Below are 15,160 nucleotides of genomic sequence, written 5' to 3' on the forward strand. Positions count from 1 at the left end.
TCCCTCTCATACGATCGCGAACTCCCACGGGTCGGTGCGCAGCTCGCTGACGTCGATCGCGACGCCGGGCAGTTCTGCACGCAGCTGCTCGGCGGCGACCTCGAGCCAGAGCCACTCGCTGGCCCAATGCGAGACGTCGACCAGCGCCGGTCCCCGGCCGAGCCGAGCGGCCTCGGCCGCCTCGGAGGCCGGATGATGCCGCAGGTCGCTCGTCACGTAGACGTCGGCGGCGAGCACGGCCGGATGCTGCAGCAGCGAGTCGCCCGCACCGGCGCACAGCGCAACCGTGCGCACCTCGCGCTCGTACTCCCCCGCCACCCGGATGCCCTGCGCCGTCGCCGGCAGCACGTCGGCGATCGCACGCGCGAGCCGCCCGAGCGTCGTGGGCCGGGCGAGTTCGCCGACGCGACCGAGCCCCGTGGTGCCGTCGGGCGCCGGCTCGATCGGTCGCAGAGCGCCGAGGCCGAGCCGCTCGGCGAAGACGGCCGACGTGCCGCGTGCCACGACGTCGGCGTTCGTGTGCGCCGCGAGCAGGGCGCATCCGCCGCGGATCAACCGCGCGACGACGGCCCCCTTGGAGCGGTCCTCGGCGACGCTCGTCACCCCGCGCAGCAGCAGCGGGTGGTGCGTCAGCAGCAGCTGGGCGCCCTCGGCGACGGCCTCGTCGACCGTGTCGAGCACGGCGTCGACCGCGAGGCGCACCCGGGAGACCTCGGCGGCCGGGTCGCCCGCGACGAGGCCCACGGCATCCCACGACTCGGCGCCCGATCGCGGCCACAGGCGCTCGACGACCAGCTGGACGTCGGCGAGCGTGGGCGGCATCCCCTCAGTCTAGGTTCGGGCGATCGCCACGCCGTCGTCCATCGCGGCCTCCTGGCGACGGATCGTCGGCACCGCGGAGACCAGGGGCAGCAGGATGCCGAGCACGAGCGCCAGCAGCACGCCGAGATCGACGCCTGCGAGCGGCTCCGACGCCCCGACCCCGAGCAGGCGCCAGCCGAAGCCCTCCCAGCCGAGCCAGGTCGCGCCGCCGCTCACGAAGCCGTACCCGACGACGGCGATGACGATCAGTCCGATGAAGTTGACCCAGCGCACGCGCGGGTAGATCCCGCCGCTGGCGAGGAGTGACGGCGTGTGGAACCCGCGGTTGCGGATCATGATCTCGGCCGCGAAGATCCCGGCCCAGCCCGCGACGGGCACGGCGAGCGTGACCGCGAGATCGTGCACGACCGTGCGGGTGTCCGCTCCGAGCAGCACGAGCCCGGCGGCCGTCGCGAAGGCCAGCAGCGCGGCCACCACCACACCCACGACCCGCGGCACCTGCGGAGTGAGGTTCTGCAGCGCGAAGCCGCCCGAGTACAGCGTGAGGACCGAGCCGGACAGCAGTCCGACGGCGGCGGCGACGAACAGCGGGGCCGCGTACCACGACGGCAGGAGCCCCGCGATGCTCGACAGGGGGTGCGCGGCGAATGCGGTGGCGAGAGCGGGGTTCGAGGCGGCGAGCAACGCGCCCCAGACGATGAGCAGGAACGGCGGGATGGTCGCCCCGAACGTCGCCCACAGCATCGACGACGCGCCCGACGCGCTCGCGCGTTGGTACCGGGCGAGGTCCGACCCCGAGAAGGCCCAGACCAGTCCGACGAACGCGAACACGAGCACGGCCCCGCCGATGATCAGCAGCCACGGGCCGTCCTGACGCGTCAGCGCCACGTCGAGATGCACCTTCGGCAGCGTGACCGCCGCGGCGCCGACGATCAGCAGTCCGGTGAGGATGCTCAGGATCAATTGCACGCGCGCCAGGAGCCCGTAGCCGATCGCCGCGACGAGCGCCGTGAGCAGCAGACCGACGGCGGCGCCGATGAGCGCCCAGCGGGTCGCGCCGAGGCCCGCGTCGGCGTCGGCCGGCACGAGGGTGCGTCCGAGGGCGTCGCCGAGCATCCACAGCAGCACGCCGCCCCAGAACACGCGCACGAGGATCGCCAGGATCGTCGGCAGCAGGTTCCCGTCGGTCCCGAAGGCGGAACGCGACACCACGAGCGTCGGCTGCGAGCTCCGCTTGCCCGCGAGCGTCGTGAATCCGAGCGGGATGAACGAGAGCGCGATCCCGACCACCGTCGCGACGATCGCCTGCCGCAGACTCATCCCGGTGCCGAGCATGACGGCCCCCAGCGCCACGCTGACGAGCGACGCGTTCGCCGCGAACCAGAGCCAGAACAGGCGAGCGGCGCGACCGGCGCGCTGCTCGCGCGGGGTCGGCTCGATCCCCGCGGTCTCCACGGCGAGTGCGCGCGGGAGGCGGGGTTCGCGCTCCTCCGTGGCGCCCGCGGCCACGCCGGCGGTCGTCGGCGCGGCGGTCGGCGGCGGGCTGGGAGCGGGCGGCGATCCGGCCGCCATCGCGACACCCTCGACCGGGAGCGGGATCACGGGCGACGGGCCGACCCGGTCGGCGGGATCGATGACGTCGTCGTCATCGTCGACGTCGCCGGCCGCCGGAGCTCGAGGGGTGGGGGCTTCGGTGGTGGTCGGTTCGGCTGCAGGCGCCCAGGCCGGCGTCGGCGTGAGGGGCTCGGGCGCGACCGCCGCGGGCGTCGTGGGCTCGGGCACCATCGCCAGCAGGTGATCCCACCCGGGGGATGCGGCGGCCGGCTCCGCCGCCTCGGGCAGCAACGTCTCGGGTGCGGGTGCGGGTGCGGGATCCGGGTCGAGCGCGACCGGGGCGGCTGCATCGGCGGAACCGGACTCCGGCGGTTCGGCGGGAGACGGGGTGCCGTCCTCCGCATAGCCGGGCGGCGGCGGCAGCTCGGCACGGAAGGCGATGTCGGGCAGGTCGGTCGGGGGCGGCAGCAGGCGAGCCACCGGCTCCGGGCTCGCGGGCGGGGCCGGCGGCTCCACGAGCGGTGGCGGTGTGTAGAGGGGCGGGGGCGCGGCCGACAACGGGTCGCGATCCGGTTCGGAGGACGGCGGGGACTCGGGCGAGGTGCCGAGCGCGGGCTCGACCACGGGCGCGTGTGCCGCCTCCGACTCGGACTCGGCCGTCACCGGCTCCGGCTCCGGCGCCGGCTCCGTGGAGAGCAGCGGGTCCGGGCCGGGGGGCTCGGGCGAGACGGGGGGCGCGCCCGGGAAGAACGACGGCACCGGCGCGACGATCTCGGTCTCGCCGGTCGCGCCGCGGCGACGCAGCTCCTCCTCCAGTCGCTGCATGGCGTCGAGGGTGGGCGCTGCCTCGAGTTCGCGCGCGAATTGCTCGTCGTCCGCGGGCTCCGGGTCGGTGAAGGGGTCGACCGCGATGTGGTCGGGCTCCGGCTCCGCGTGGCGGGCCGGTTCCGGTTCGGGCTCCGGCTGCACGGCGGGCTCCGGCTGCGCGGCTTCCGGTTGCACGGCCGGCTGCGGCGGTGACGCAGGCTCCGGCGGTGGGGCGGACTCGGGCGCGAGCATCGGCAGCGAGATCGGCGATGTGTACAGCCGCACCTCCTCCTCCATCGCCGCGGCGAGCGCGTCGTCGTCCCAGACCGGGGGCGGAGTCCCCTCCGGCGGCGGCGAGAAGGTCGAACGGCGCTGGCCCGAGGGCACGTAGGCCTCGGGATGCTCCTGTCCGGGGGGAACGGACGGGACGTCGCTCATGCCCGGATTCTAAATGTCGGCCCCGTCCAGACCGACGCGACGGGCCGACGAGATCGCAGGACTCCCCGGGGAGTCGCGCTCGAGACCAACGGCCAGCTCCCCCACGACGCCGTCCGCATCGGCGATCGAGACCACCGCGCCGCCGGGCGCGGGAGCCAACCGGATCGTCACCCGCGGTCCCGGCATCCGCTCGATCCGCTCGGCGCACCACCGTGCGACCGCCGCCGCCTGCTGGGTGCCGAGAGCCGCGTCGCCGAGATCGTCGAGCAGGAGCGCATCGATCTCGCGATCGCGCGCCCGGGCGAGGGCGGAGACGAGCGGCTCCAGCGCGAGCCCGCGCCCCCGGATGCGATCACGCAGCGCGGCCTCCAGCGACAGCGCCGCACGCCGGTCCACCGCCTCCCCGCGCGCGATGCGCAGCAGCAGCGGGCCGGCGAGCGCTCGGACGTCGGCGAGTTCTGCGGCCCGGTGGGCGTCGCCCGCCCGCCGCGCCGCCTCGACGCTCGCCCGCGCTCGTTCGGCGTCCTCCTGCGCGAAGATCTGCCGGACGGTGCGCTGCAGGCCGATGGCGAAGATCGTCCCCGCTGCGAGCGACACGGCCTGGCCGTAGGTGAGCTGCAGACCGAGCCACGGCTCCCCCGTCTGCACGACGCTCCACACCGTCACGACCGCGACGATCGCCGCGAGCAGGATCCACGCCTCGACGATGCGCCCGCGCAGCTCGATCACGAAGAGCAGGAAGTTGACGGCGGCGAGCTGCCAGGTCACGAGCGACTCGTACCCGAGCCGCGTCGGCAGGTCGAGCACCATCGCGACCACACCCGCGAGGCAGAGGGCGGCGATCGCGACGAGCCGTCCCCAGGGCAGCGGTGTCGGCGAGGGGCTCGCGACGAGGAGGGCCGCGGCCACGACCAGCCCGAGGGATGCCGCCGTCACGGGCAGGCCGACTCGCGGAACCCCCACGACGACCGCGATGAGCGTGAAGACGGCGACATACAGGGCGAACAGCGCCCAGGCCCACCGCCCGACGATGCCCAGGAACCGGCCGACGTCGCGCTGCGGGGCCGTCACCGCCGCCTCCACTCGAGCACGACCGTGGTTCCGCGTCCCGGACGGGAGACGACCTCGGCACGGCCGCCCGCCAGCGCCATCCGGCGGATCATGCCCTCTCGGATGCCGAGCCGCGTGGGGTCCACGGCGGCCGCATCGAAGCCGACACCGTCGTCGAGCACGACGACGCGCACGCGGCGATCGCTCACGTCGGCGGTGACCTGGCGCAGCACGCGGCCTCGCTCCCCGCCGTGGCGCAGGCTGTTGCGCACGGCCTCGGACATCGCCTCGGCGATCGCCATGCCGACGGCGGTCGGGATGCGGCCCTCCTCGCCCGCCCGGTAGTCGAACCGGATCTGGGCCTCGAGGTCGGTCGTGATGCCCTGCAGGCGCCACGCGAGCTCGCGGGGGGTCGGGTCGTCGGCCGGCTGCGCCGACGCGGCGAGCTCGTCGATCGCGACGAGCGCCTTCGCGGCCTCCCGAGCGGCCCGGGCGTCATCGTCCTTGGTCCCGCGTCCGAACGCGAGCAGGGCGACGATCACCGTGTCGTGGATCAGGCCCTCCACCCGTCGACGCTGGGCGCGCCGTGCATCCGCCGCCGCCGCCGCACTGGCATCCGAGATCGCGGAGAGCGAGGCGAGGTCCAGCAGCCGGCCCGCCCGGCGTGTCGCGATGGCGATCGCCATCACGAGGGCCGCATAGAACAGCGACTGACACAGGTGCAACAGCGTGTCGAGTCGCACCGCGGGCACGACGACGACGAGCGCTTCGGCGCCGAACGCGCCGAGCAGCGCCACGAGATAGGCCACGGCCGCCGGCACCGGCAGTCCCGCGCCCGCCGCCGCGGCACCGATGACCAGCAGATCGGCGGGCCAGGGCTCCTGTCCGATTCCCCCGCCGGGCACGGCGACGAGCGCCAGCAGCGCGACCGCCAGCATCGCGGCGGCCAGCACCCGGAAGGCGACCACCGTCGCGCGGGGTGTGCCGACCAGGCCGACGACGGCGACCGCGATCCCGGCGCCGACCACGCCCGTGGTGGCCGTGAGAGACCACCACGGCGCGAAGACGCGGGCCTGCCCGATCACGAGTGACAGATCGAACACGAACAGGATGAGGCCGCCGAGCCCGAGCGACACCGCGACGAGGCGGGTGACCCGCAGCGAGGCGATGGACTGCCCGGCCGTCGCCGTCATCGGTCGGCGTCGGGGGCGGGCAGGATGCCGTCCTCGACCGCGCGCTTGTACAGGTCGACCTTCGTGTAGGCGGGACGCCCCGCGCGCACGTACTTGGCGCGCACCCGGCGCACGTAGTCGTCCACCGTGGACACCGTGATCCCCATCTGCGCGCCGACGGCCGCCGCTTTGAGACCGCGGGCGAACAGGCTGAGCGCCGTCTGCTCCTGTGGGCTCAGCCCGGCGTCCGCGAGCTGGGGGTCGCCGTCGATGGCCGCCGCCCAGTCGGCCGACATGCTCTCCTCCCCCGCGGCGACCCGCCGGATCGCCTCGACGAGCGCGGGCAGCGGCTCCGACTTGCGCAGCAACCCGGCGATCGGCGACTTGGAGACCGACCGCACCAGGTAGGGGCTCTCCCCCGACGTGAAGACCAGGATGCGTGCCCCGATCGCGTCGAGCCGCTCGACGTTCGCGACCGGTGACGATCCGTCCGCGAGCCGCAGGTCGAGGATCGCGAGCTCGAACGCGGGATGCAGAGCGAGCAGCTCGTCGACCGTGGGGGCCGAGCCGAGGAACTCGAGGCCCTCGATCTGCGCAACGGCAGAGCGCACCGCGACGGCGACCATCTCGTGATCGTCGATCAGGACCACGCGCGCCACGGGGTCACCTTAGTCAGCGCCGGGGTCGCGCACCGGCAGGACCATGCCCCGGATTCCCGGGGCATGACGCGGCGCACGGTTGCGGCCACACTCGGAGAATGCCCGACGTGCACCCGGATGCCAGCACCGAGCCCAGCTCCGCCCTGCGTATCGCGCGCCCCTGTCTCACGCCCGAGTGCGGCGCGGTCTTCTACGTGGCGACGATCCTCGACGCGGCGCACTGCCCGGTCTGCACCCCGTCGCGGGAGCGGTACGAGCTGTCGGCCTAGGCGGGACCCCGCGGGCGGTCCCGCGCAGTTGAGTAGTTAGTAACTAGTAACATAGAGCGCGTGAACGAGCGTATGCGCGGACCTGAGAGGCGAACTCAGGTGCTGGAGATCGCGGCGCGGGAGTTCGCGGATCACGGGCTGCACGGCGCCTCCACGCAGGCGATCGCTCGCGAGGCCGGCATCACCCAGACCTACGTCTTCCGCATGTTCGGGACCAAGAAGGCCCTCTTCCTCGAACTCGTCGGGAGCGCATTCGACCGGTTCAGCGACGGCATGCTCCATGCCGCGGACGAGGCAGACGGCGTCGACGCCCTGATGCTGATGGGCAGGCAGTATTTCGACCTGCTTGCCGATCGGACCAGCCTCCTCTTGCAGTTGCAGGGGTTCGCCGCGTGCGGCGACACCGAGGTCCGTGACCTGGTCCGGGCGCGCGTCGCCCGCTTGTGGCACGCCGTCGCCGATACCACCGGCCTCGACCCGGTGACCGTCAAATCGTTCCTCGCCTTCGGCATGCTGCTCAACGCCGGCGCCGCCCTCGACGTCGGGGAGCTGGATCAACCGTGGGCCGACGGCATCCGGACTCGCATCCAGCCCGGCCTGTTCGAGCACATCACGGCGCAAACGAACCGATGAGCCCGGCGGCACCCGGTCCCCTCGCCCCGCGCGGACTCGGCCGCACCGTCGTCACGGTCGCGTTCCTGGGCTCGGTGATCGGGGGCGTCGGCGCCCCGCTCATCACCTCGGTGGCCCTCGACCTCGACGTGCCGTTGGACGGCGCCCAATGGACGCTCACGGTCACGCTGTTCGCGGGCGCGATCGCCGCCCCCGTGCTGGGCCGGCTCGGCACCGGCTCCCGCCGCCGCAGCACGATCCTCATCACCCTCGCCGTGGTCGCGGCCGGCGGTCTGCTCACGGCGATCCCGGCGCCGTTCGGGGTCCTGCTGCTCGGCCGCGCGCTCCAGGGGCTCGGCCTCGGCGCGGTCGCACTCCTGATGAGCGTTGCCCGCGACCATCTGCCCGCCGAGCGCGCCCATGCCACGATCGCGACCATCTCCGTCGCCTCCACGGTGGGCATCGGCGCCGCCTACCCCCTCATGGGCCTCATCGACCAGCTCGCCGGGCTTCGTGTCGCGTACGGGGTCGGCTTCCTCCTCTCGCTCGCCGCCGTCCTCATCGCCTGGCGCGCGATTCCGCGGGACGCCCCGCGTCCGGCCGCCGGGGTCGATATCCCGGGCGCGCTGCTGCTCGGGGTCGGCACGCTCGGAGTGCTCTCGGCCGTGGCGCAGCCTTCCGTCTGGGACAGGCCCTGGGTCGGAGGTGCGATCCTCCTCCTCGCCGCCGTCGCGCTCGGCGCGTGGGTGCTGGTCGAACGGCGCAGCGCCGCGCCCGTGGTCGACCTGGGTCTGTTCGTCCAGGGGGGTGTGCTGCGCGCCAACGCGGCGATGCTCGTCTCCGGCATGGGCATGTATCTGCTGTTCTCGCTGCTGACCCGCTACGTGCAGACGCCATCCGATGTCGGATACGGCTTCGGACTGTCCGGCGTGCTCGCCGGTGCGGCCCTCATCCCGTTCTCCGTGCTCGGTTTCGTCGCCGGTCGCCTGACCCCCTGGCTGACCGCGCGCGTGTCCGCGCGATGGACCTTCGTGATCTGCGCGGCCTTCGTCGCCCTCGCTGCCGTGCTGTTCGCGGTCACCCCGGGATCGCTCATCGCGACCCTGGGTGCGATGGCGGTCCTGGGCTTCGGCGTCGGCGGCGTCTCCGCGATCATGCCGAGGCTCGTGCTCGACGGCGTTCCGCAGCAGGAGACGCCCAGCGTCCTGTCCGTCAACCAGATCGTCCGCAGCATCGGGTTCAGCATCGGCAGCGCCCTCACGGGCCTCCTGCTCGCGACCGCCACACCGACCGCCGCCCTGTTCCCGAACGAGCACGGCTACACGACGGCCGCCGTGTGGGTGGTCCCGATCCTGGCGCTGAGCGTCGCGATCCTCCTGCTGCCGCGCCACCGGGTCCGGTCGGGTGGGCCCTGAGGGACTCGAACCCCCGGCATCCACGGTGTAAACGTGGCGCTCTACCAGCTGAGCTAAGAGCCCGACCCGCTCACCGTACACTCGCACCATGCAGGCCGACGCCGGTCCGGTGAAGCCGGAGCACCGCTGGCCCCCGATCGTCGCGGTGACCGCCGCGATCCTCCTCTACGCGTTCCTCCCCAACGAGTACGAGATCATCCCGCGGTGGATCCTGCCGACCATCGGCGTGCTCATCCTCATCCCGCAGCTGATCCTCAATCCCCACCACCTGACGCGCGAGACCCGCTGGTCGCGCGTCGTCTCGATCGTGCTCGCGTTCTCGTTGTTCGCCGCGAACCAGGTCGCCATCGTCGTGACGGTGCGCATCCTGGTGATGGGCGGCCACATCGAGGCGCCGGTCATCCTCCTGTCGACGTTCCAGGTCTGGGTGACCGACGTCGTCGCCTTCGGGCTCATCTTCTGGGAGCTGGACCGCGGCGGGCCCGTCGCGCGGCGCATGCGGCACGATCCCGACGCGGTCATGGACTTCCGGTTCCCGCAGGAGGACAACGGCCTGCCGACGGCGTGGCGGCCGGCGTTCGTCGACTATCTGTACTTCGCGCTGTCGAACATGATGGCCTTCAGTCCCACCGACGTCATGCCGCTGACGGCCCGGGCGAAGGGGTTGATGGCCCTGCAGTCGCTGACCGGTTTCGTCCTGCTCGCCCTCGTCATCTCGCGGGCGGTCAATATCCTGGCCTGATGGCGACGACCCGCAAGCCGCAGCAACGCGCCGAGGCGGAGCGGCGCTGGCCCGTCGTCATCGGCATCGCCGTCGCCCTGGCGATGTACGCCCTCCTGCCGACCACGTTCCTGCCCGCCCTCCGGATCGGCGTCGTCGTGGTCAGCGCCGGCATCCTGATCGCCCTCATCTTCCTGAACCCCGCACGCTTCCAGCGCGAGACGCGGTGGTCGCGCGTGCTGTCGGGGGCGCAGTCCCTGCTGCTGCTCGCCGCGAACCAGGTCGCGCTCGCGCAGCTGATCATCCAGCTCATCCAGGCCAAGCACGCCGACGGACCGCTGATCCTGCTCGCCGCGCTCCAGGTCTGGGTCACCAACGTCATCGCGTTCAGCGTCCTGTACTGGGAGCTGGATCGCGGCGGTCCGGTCGCCCGCCGCCGTGATCAGCGCTCCGAGCTGCCCCGGGCCGACTTCCGCTTCCCGCAGGACGAGGATCACGACGCGATCGACGAGGTGCGCGCCGGGTCGTCGTCCCGGAGCGACTGGATGCCGGGCTACCTCGACTACCTCTACTTCTCCGCGACCAACTCGATGGCGTTCAGCCCGACCGACACGATGCCGCTGAGCTCCCGGGCGAAGGGCCTCATGCTGCTCGAGTCGTTCACCGGGTTCGTGATCCTCGCCCTCGTGATCGCGCGCGCCGTGAGCCTGCTCGGCGGTTAGGCGCTCTCGCTGTTCAGCTCGCCGGCGTGACGCCCCCGTCGGAGGCGCCGCTCAGCGCCTCCCGGATCTGCTTCTCGGTCAGCGGCGTCCACGGCGAGCTGTCGGGATCCGACGATGCGGCCGCGGGGCTGTCGCCCTGCGTCCACCACTTGGCCTCGAACGGCACTCCGTCGAAGAGCACCCGGTCGCCCTTGTCGTACTGGTCGGTGCCCTTCCATCCGGGATAGGTGCCGGCCGGCAGCGTCGGCTGCGGGATGGGGGTCTCGCCCGGGAGCACCGGGCCCACGAGCGTCCAGGGCGTCTCCCAGGCGTTGAGGACCGGGTCGTCGGGCAGATCGCCGCGGGTCCACCACTTCGCCTCGTAGACGTTGTGGTGCCAGACGACCTTGGTGCCCTGCAGGTAGGCGCCGTCGGAGGTCCAGATCTGATAGGGGCTCTTCGCGGGATCGTCGGTCAGGTCGCGCGCGTCGGTCGGCTCCTCGGTCGTGACCTTCCCCGCCGCGAACGCGAGCTCGCCGGTCAGGCCCCTGCCGAGCGCGTCGGCGAAGCGCCGCCCCTTCTGGTCGACACCGCTGCAGGAGTCGGAGACGACCTTGAGGGTGACGTAGTTCGCACCGCACGTGACGTCGCGGTTCAGCGACCACATCGAAACGCGCCCGATGCCGTGGCTCGTCGCGAACGCGTTGAGCTTCTTGGCCGCGTCGAGGCCCAGCACCTCCTCCTCGACGTCGTTCTGGCCGATCATCGGCGTCATCCCGACCTTCGACCAGAGGGTCGGGTCGGAGAGCGTCGTCCCCGCCTGTCGGTACATCACGCCGAGCTGGCGCTGCACCCGCACGAGCGCCGACTCCGCGCCGTCGGCGAGGCTGGTGCCCTTCTTCAGGCTCTGTCCGAAGTCCATCGTCATGGCGTTGACACCGGCGATGTCGACCTTGTCGGCCAGCATCTGCTGCACGACCTTCTGCCCCTCCGGCGCGAGGCCGTCCGGCGTCACCGGCAGCGTCAGCCAGACGGCGAGCGGCTTGCCCGCGGCGCGCCGCGTGTCCTGCAGCCGCGCGATGGCCTCCGCACGCCGCTCCCCCGCGGTCGCATCCGCGAGCGAAGCGCCCTCGATGTCGAGGTCGATCGTCGAGAGGTCGTAATGGTCGACGACGCCGGCGTAGGCCGCGACGAGCTGGTCGGTGTCGGTGCACCGCAGAGCGAGCTCGTCGTTGCGCTGACCGCCGAAGGACACCGCGACGTCGCCGCCGGCCTGCTTGAGCCGCGCGATGCGCCGATCGAGGTCGAGCTGGGCCGAGGCCTGCTCGACCGTGTACGCGGCGCCCCAGCTCGGCGTGCAGGCGTCCTCCGTCGACGACACGATGAAGGACAGCACGACGTTGCGCCCGGCATCGCCCTTCGGGGTCTCGAAGGCGAACGTCGGCGTCGCCGTCACGTCCGTGTAGCCGGCGAACCAGGGTTTCGCCGCGGCGGCGGCCGAGGACTGCACCCAGTTCAGGGCGAACAGGACGCCCGCGACGAGTGCCGCGACGACGGCGAGGACGACGAACAGGCGGGAGACCGAGAGCCGTCGGCGCGGCGCCGCGACCGGCGCGCTCATGCGGCCACCCGCTCGTCATCGCGCGTACGGGCGGCGGTCGGCGCGGCACCGCTGTACAGCACCTCGCGCCAATCGACCTCGATCGGGGCAACCACTCCACGACCGCGCCGCGACGGCCGCGCCGGGAACAGCCAGTCGCGCAGCGCGATCCCGATGTCGACGAGCGCGGCACCGATCCCGATGTACGAAAGCGTCGCCCAGCTCGCGAGCACCGCGTTGAACGCCGCGAAGGCCGCGTTGCCCCAGTTCTGCGCCTCGACGTCGCGCACGAGTGTGAACACCGAGAAGCCGATGACCAGGAACGGCGCGATCACGTACAGCGCGGGCGCCGCGGTGCGGTTGCGCACCTTCGGCGTGCGGGCGAACGGGATCTTCTTGTTCGTGATCGCCTGCTGCAGCGACTTGAGCACGCCCGCGAGGTTGACCGGCAGCAGGATCAGGTTGAACCCGTAGATCCTCAGCACATCGGAGAAGCGGTAGCGCATCGAGCGAAGGTCGGCACCCATGCAGAGGAAGTACGGCAGCGCGGCGAGGAGGACGAAGGGGCTCAGCAGGCGCGAGTCGTACGGGAAGGCCAGCAGGAAGAGCAGGCCGAAGCTCGCCCAGGCGATCGACGCCATGTAGTTGACCCGCAGGAGCAGCTCGGTCTTCGAGACGCGGCGACCGGTGCGTCGGCGCTCCCCCACCTGGCGGATGAGCTTCGGCAGAATCAGCAGGCCGCCGTTCGCCCAGCGCCGGCGCTGCACGACGAGCGAGCCGAAGTCCGGCGGCGTCGCGCTGTAGCTGAGGCGCTCGGGATAGTTGACGAGGCTCCAGCCATGGGTGCCGAGGTCGACGCTCGACTCGGTGTCCTCGATGACGGTGCGGTCCTGCACGTAGCGGCGCACCTCGAAGCCGCCGACCTGCTCGACCTCCTCGATGTCCTTCAGCGCCTCCTTGCGGATCACCGCGTTCGCCCCGACCCAGAAGGTCGCGCCGAACCGGGACATGCCCTGGTGCTGGATGTGCTGGAGGTCGGTGGTCGCACCGGCGAGACGCTCGATGCGGGTCGTCGCTCCGCGATACGACGAATAGGGGGTCTGGACGACCGCCACCCGATCGTTCTCGGGCTGCTCGAGCAGGTACACGAGCCGGACGCAGTAGTCGCGCAGCAGGAGCGAATCGGCGTCGAGGGTCAGCAGATACTCGCTGTCCGGCACCTCGAGGTCGGCAAACCGGTCGGGCTCGACGGGGCGCAGCACGACGCCCTTGGGGGTGTCGTCGAATCGGTAGCGTCCGCCCATGAGGCCGATGTAGGCGTTGAGGTTCATGGCCTTGTTGGCGTCGTGCGGGAGCGAGGCGTAGAGCTTGCGCTCGAAGCTGCCGAGTTCGGCCTGGAACAGCCAGACCAGGCGGCGGTGCAGCTCCAGCATCCGGGCGCGGGTGGGTGCCTCGCCGTGCTCGTCGGCCAGCAGCAGCGCGGTCGAGACCTCCGCGAGGTCCTCCGCGAGCCCGCCGAGCACCTGGTCGACGAAGAAGCGATCGACGTGGTCGGCGACGCGCTCGCGCGCCGCCATGCTGTTCAGCCATCCCGCCGCCCAGGCGTATTCGCCGGCGAGATCGCGAACCGAGGCGGGCGAGACCCAGCTGGAACGGCCGAGGTCGACGAATGCGCGCTCGGCGGCGGCCATGCGGGCGGCCGGCTCGGCGAGCGCCTCCTGGATGCCCGTGGCGATCGCGCGCGTCCGGTCGAGACGGGCGCGGGTCACGGGGTCGGCCGGCGACGGCGGGTCGTCGACGAGCAGCATCACGCGGACCGACGGGAACTCCTGCAGCGCCGCGGACCAGAGGGTCTGCCGGACCACCTCGGGCTCCTCGGCGTAGGACGGCACGAGCACCGTGATCGACGAGCGACGGTCGGCGAAGTGCCGGTCGAGCTCGGCCCGCGGGACGCGGCTGTGGGTACGGAAGCGCTCCAGTGCACCCTGCCGAGCCACGAGGTACATGAGCGCGGACAGCGTCAGGAAGGTCACGACGACGACGTAGGAGATCGCCTGCATCGTGAACGCGAAATCGACGCTGCGGTCGATGAACTGGCGCACGATCGTCCAGACGACGTAGGCGAGCCAGGCCAGGACGGTGGCGACGATGGCGAGCCGGCCCCACGTGATCGCGTGGTCGCTCGGCCGGCGGTGGACGGTGGGCAAGGGGGTTCCGTTGCGTTCGGAACCCCACTGGCGCCTGCGGGCAGGCGCGTTCGGATCAACGCTCATGGGGGGAATACGTCCTGGGGGGGAGACGTGGATGGGGGATGTCCACCAGGGGGGATGGTGGCGACCCCAGGTTAGTCGTGAATGGGGGGACGACCCGAGTCCCCCATTCGGAGGACAGGGTCATGCGGGAGGTCAAGCGGCCGCGACCGGCACATCGTATGCGCCGGCGGCGATGTCCTCCAGGAGGGTCGGCCCGGCCGGCTCCCAGCCGAAGCGCTCGCGGGTCAGGGCGCTCGATCCGGCCAGGTCGCCGCCGAAGAAGCGGCCCATCCAGCCGAAGTGCTCGTCCGCATCGCGCCGCTCGATCGACACGGTCGGCACGCCGAGTCGCTCGCCGAGCGCCTCGGCGATGAGGCGGGTCGGCACGCCCTCCTCACCTGAGGCGTGCGCCACGGTGGCGAGCTCCGGCCGCTCGGCCGCGAGGCGCACCAGGCGCGCCGCGTCGTCCCGGTGCACCGCTCCCCACCGGTGGGCGCCGTCGGCGATGTACGCCGAGACGCCGCGCTGACGCGCGGTGTGCGCGATCGCCGAGATGAAGCCGTGGTCGCCCATGCCGTGCACCGTGGGCGCGAAGCGCACGAAGATCACGCGTACGCCCCGTCCGCCGAATTGCTCCGCGATGCGCGCGGTCTCCGCTCGCGGTCCCGCGACCGCGGGGTCCGCCGGAGTCTCCTCGGTCGCGATCGAGCCCGGCGCCAGGCCCGCGAAGCCGGAGGCGATCAGCAGGGGACGGCCGCTTCCGGACATCGCCTCGCCGAGCGCGGTGATCGCGGCGCGGTCGATCGCGATGGAGGTGGCGAAGTCGGTGAAGTCGTGGACGAAGCCCAGGTGGATGACGCCGTCGGCTTCCCGGGCGGCGCCCGCGAGCGTGTCGAGGTCGGTGAGCTCGCCGCGGACCGGCACGGCTCCGAGGTCCGCCAGCCGTACGGCCGACACCTCGGACCGGGCGAGTCCGACGACCTCGTGGCCGGTGCCGAGCAGCTCCCGGGTGACGGCCGAGCCGATCCAGCCGGATCCGCCGGTGATGAAGTAGCGCATGATGTGTCTCCGATCGCTGATGTCAGATT

The 15,160-nt window shown here is 72.5% G+C and carries 13 protein-coding genes and 1 tRNA gene; 5 read left to right on the forward strand and 9 right to left on the reverse strand.

Annotated features, from left to right (window positions below; genetic code table 11):
- Nucleotides 1-6: 6 nt before the first annotated feature.
- Genes ABD285_RS12300 through ABD285_RS12320 form a run of 5 tightly spaced genes read right to left on the reverse strand, consistent with a single transcriptional unit; the run spans nucleotide 7 to nucleotide 6,502 of the window.
- Nucleotides 7-822 carry a Nif3-like dinuclear metal center hexameric protein gene (locus tag ABD285_RS12300; protein WP_284255300.1) on the reverse strand — a complete coding sequence of 272 codons (816 nt, stop codon included), beginning with the start codon at nucleotides 820-822 and terminating at the stop codon, nucleotides 7-9.
- Between the two features lie 9 nt (nucleotides 823-831).
- The gene (locus ABD285_RS12305; RefSeq protein ID WP_344202801.1) at nucleotides 832-3,621 is read right to left on the reverse strand and encodes a cytosine permease; all 2,790 of its coding nucleotides are present in this window, start codon (nucleotides 3,619-3,621) and stop codon (nucleotides 832-834) included.
- Nucleotides 3,622-3,630: 9 nt separating this feature from the next.
- Complete coding sequence (locus tag ABD285_RS12310; RefSeq protein WP_284255298.1) at nucleotides 3,631-4,692, reverse strand: hypothetical protein; 1,062 nt, start codon at nucleotides 4,690-4,692, stop codon at nucleotides 3,631-3,633.
- Nucleotides 4,689-5,864, reverse strand: a complete 1,176-nt coding sequence (locus ABD285_RS12315; RefSeq protein ID WP_344202803.1) for an ATP-binding protein — start codon at nucleotides 5,862-5,864, stop codon at nucleotides 4,689-4,691. The genes ABD285_RS12310 and ABD285_RS12315 overlap by 4 nt, the downstream gene beginning before the upstream one ends.
- Nucleotides 5,861-6,502 carry a transcriptional regulator gene (locus ABD285_RS12320; protein WP_284255297.1) on the reverse strand — a complete coding sequence of 214 codons (642 nt, stop codon included), beginning with the start codon at nucleotides 6,500-6,502 and terminating at the stop codon, nucleotides 5,861-5,863. The genes ABD285_RS12315 and ABD285_RS12320 overlap by 4 nt, the downstream gene beginning before the upstream one ends.
- Nucleotides 6,503-6,600: 98 nt before the next feature.
- Between ABD285_RS12320 and ABD285_RS12325 the strand changes: the two genes are divergently transcribed.
- From ABD285_RS12325 to ABD285_RS12335, 3 genes are all read left to right on the forward strand, one after another.
- Nucleotides 6,601-6,771 carry a hypothetical protein gene (locus ABD285_RS12325; RefSeq protein WP_284255296.1) on the forward strand — a complete coding sequence of 57 codons (171 nt, stop codon included), beginning with the start codon at nucleotides 6,601-6,603 and terminating at the stop codon, nucleotides 6,769-6,771.
- Nucleotides 6,772-6,870: 99 nt separating this feature from the next.
- Nucleotides 6,871-7,404: a TetR/AcrR family transcriptional regulator gene (locus ABD285_RS12330; protein WP_284255295.1), complete on the forward strand. Its 534-nt coding sequence runs from the start codon at nucleotides 6,871-6,873 to the stop codon at nucleotides 7,402-7,404.
- A complete protein-coding gene (locus ABD285_RS12335) occupies nucleotides 7,401-8,798 on the forward strand; it encodes an MFS transporter (RefSeq protein WP_344202806.1) in 1,398 nt (465 codons plus the stop codon). The genes ABD285_RS12330 and ABD285_RS12335 overlap by 4 nt, the downstream gene beginning before the upstream one ends.
- On the opposite strand, the gene ABD285_RS12340 is transcribed toward ABD285_RS12335, so the two are convergent.
- A tRNA-Val gene (locus tag ABD285_RS12340) sits at nucleotides 8,789-8,861 on the reverse strand. The two genes, ABD285_RS12335 and ABD285_RS12340, sit on opposite strands and share 10 nt — an antisense overlap.
- A 25-nt stretch (nucleotides 8,862-8,886) precedes the next feature.
- Here ABD285_RS12340 and ABD285_RS12345 point away from each other — a divergent pair.
- Both ABD285_RS12345 and ABD285_RS12350 read left to right on the forward strand, forming a co-directional pair.
- Nucleotides 8,887-9,540 carry a DUF1345 domain-containing protein gene (locus tag ABD285_RS12345; RefSeq protein WP_284255292.1) on the forward strand — a complete coding sequence of 218 codons (654 nt, stop codon included), beginning with the start codon at nucleotides 8,887-8,889 and terminating at the stop codon, nucleotides 9,538-9,540.
- Nucleotides 9,540-10,241 carry a DUF1345 domain-containing protein gene (locus ABD285_RS12350; protein ID WP_284255291.1) on the forward strand — a complete coding sequence of 234 codons (702 nt, stop codon included), beginning with the start codon at nucleotides 9,540-9,542 and terminating at the stop codon, nucleotides 10,239-10,241. Before ABD285_RS12345 ends, ABD285_RS12350 begins: the two co-directional genes overlap by 1 nt.
- A 13-nt stretch (nucleotides 10,242-10,254) precedes the next feature.
- On the opposite strand, the gene ABD285_RS12355 is transcribed toward ABD285_RS12350, so the two are convergent.
- The 3 genes from ABD285_RS12355 to ABD285_RS12365 all read right to left on the reverse strand — a co-directional run bounded on the left by ABD285_RS12355 (nucleotide 10,255) and on the right by ABD285_RS12365 (nucleotide 15,131).
- Nucleotides 10,255-11,841: a chitinase gene (locus tag ABD285_RS12355; protein WP_284255290.1), complete on the reverse strand. Its 1,587-nt coding sequence runs from the start codon at nucleotides 11,839-11,841 to the stop codon at nucleotides 10,255-10,257.
- Nucleotides 11,838-14,093, reverse strand: a complete 2,256-nt coding sequence (locus tag ABD285_RS12360; protein WP_344202810.1) for a glycosyltransferase family 2 protein — start codon at nucleotides 14,091-14,093, stop codon at nucleotides 11,838-11,840. The genes ABD285_RS12355 and ABD285_RS12360 overlap by 4 nt, the downstream gene beginning before the upstream one ends.
- Nucleotides 14,094-14,225: 132 nt before the next feature.
- The gene (locus ABD285_RS12365) at nucleotides 14,226-15,131 is read right to left on the reverse strand and encodes an SDR family oxidoreductase (protein ID WP_284255289.1); all 906 of its coding nucleotides are present in this window, start codon (nucleotides 15,129-15,131) and stop codon (nucleotides 14,226-14,228) included.
- Between the last annotated feature and the right edge of the window lie 29 nt (nucleotides 15,132-15,160).

Source organism: Pseudolysinimonas kribbensis (assembly GCF_039531715.1).
Lineage (GTDB): Bacteria > Actinomycetota > Actinomycetes > Actinomycetales > Microbacteriaceae > Pseudolysinimonas > Pseudolysinimonas kribbensis.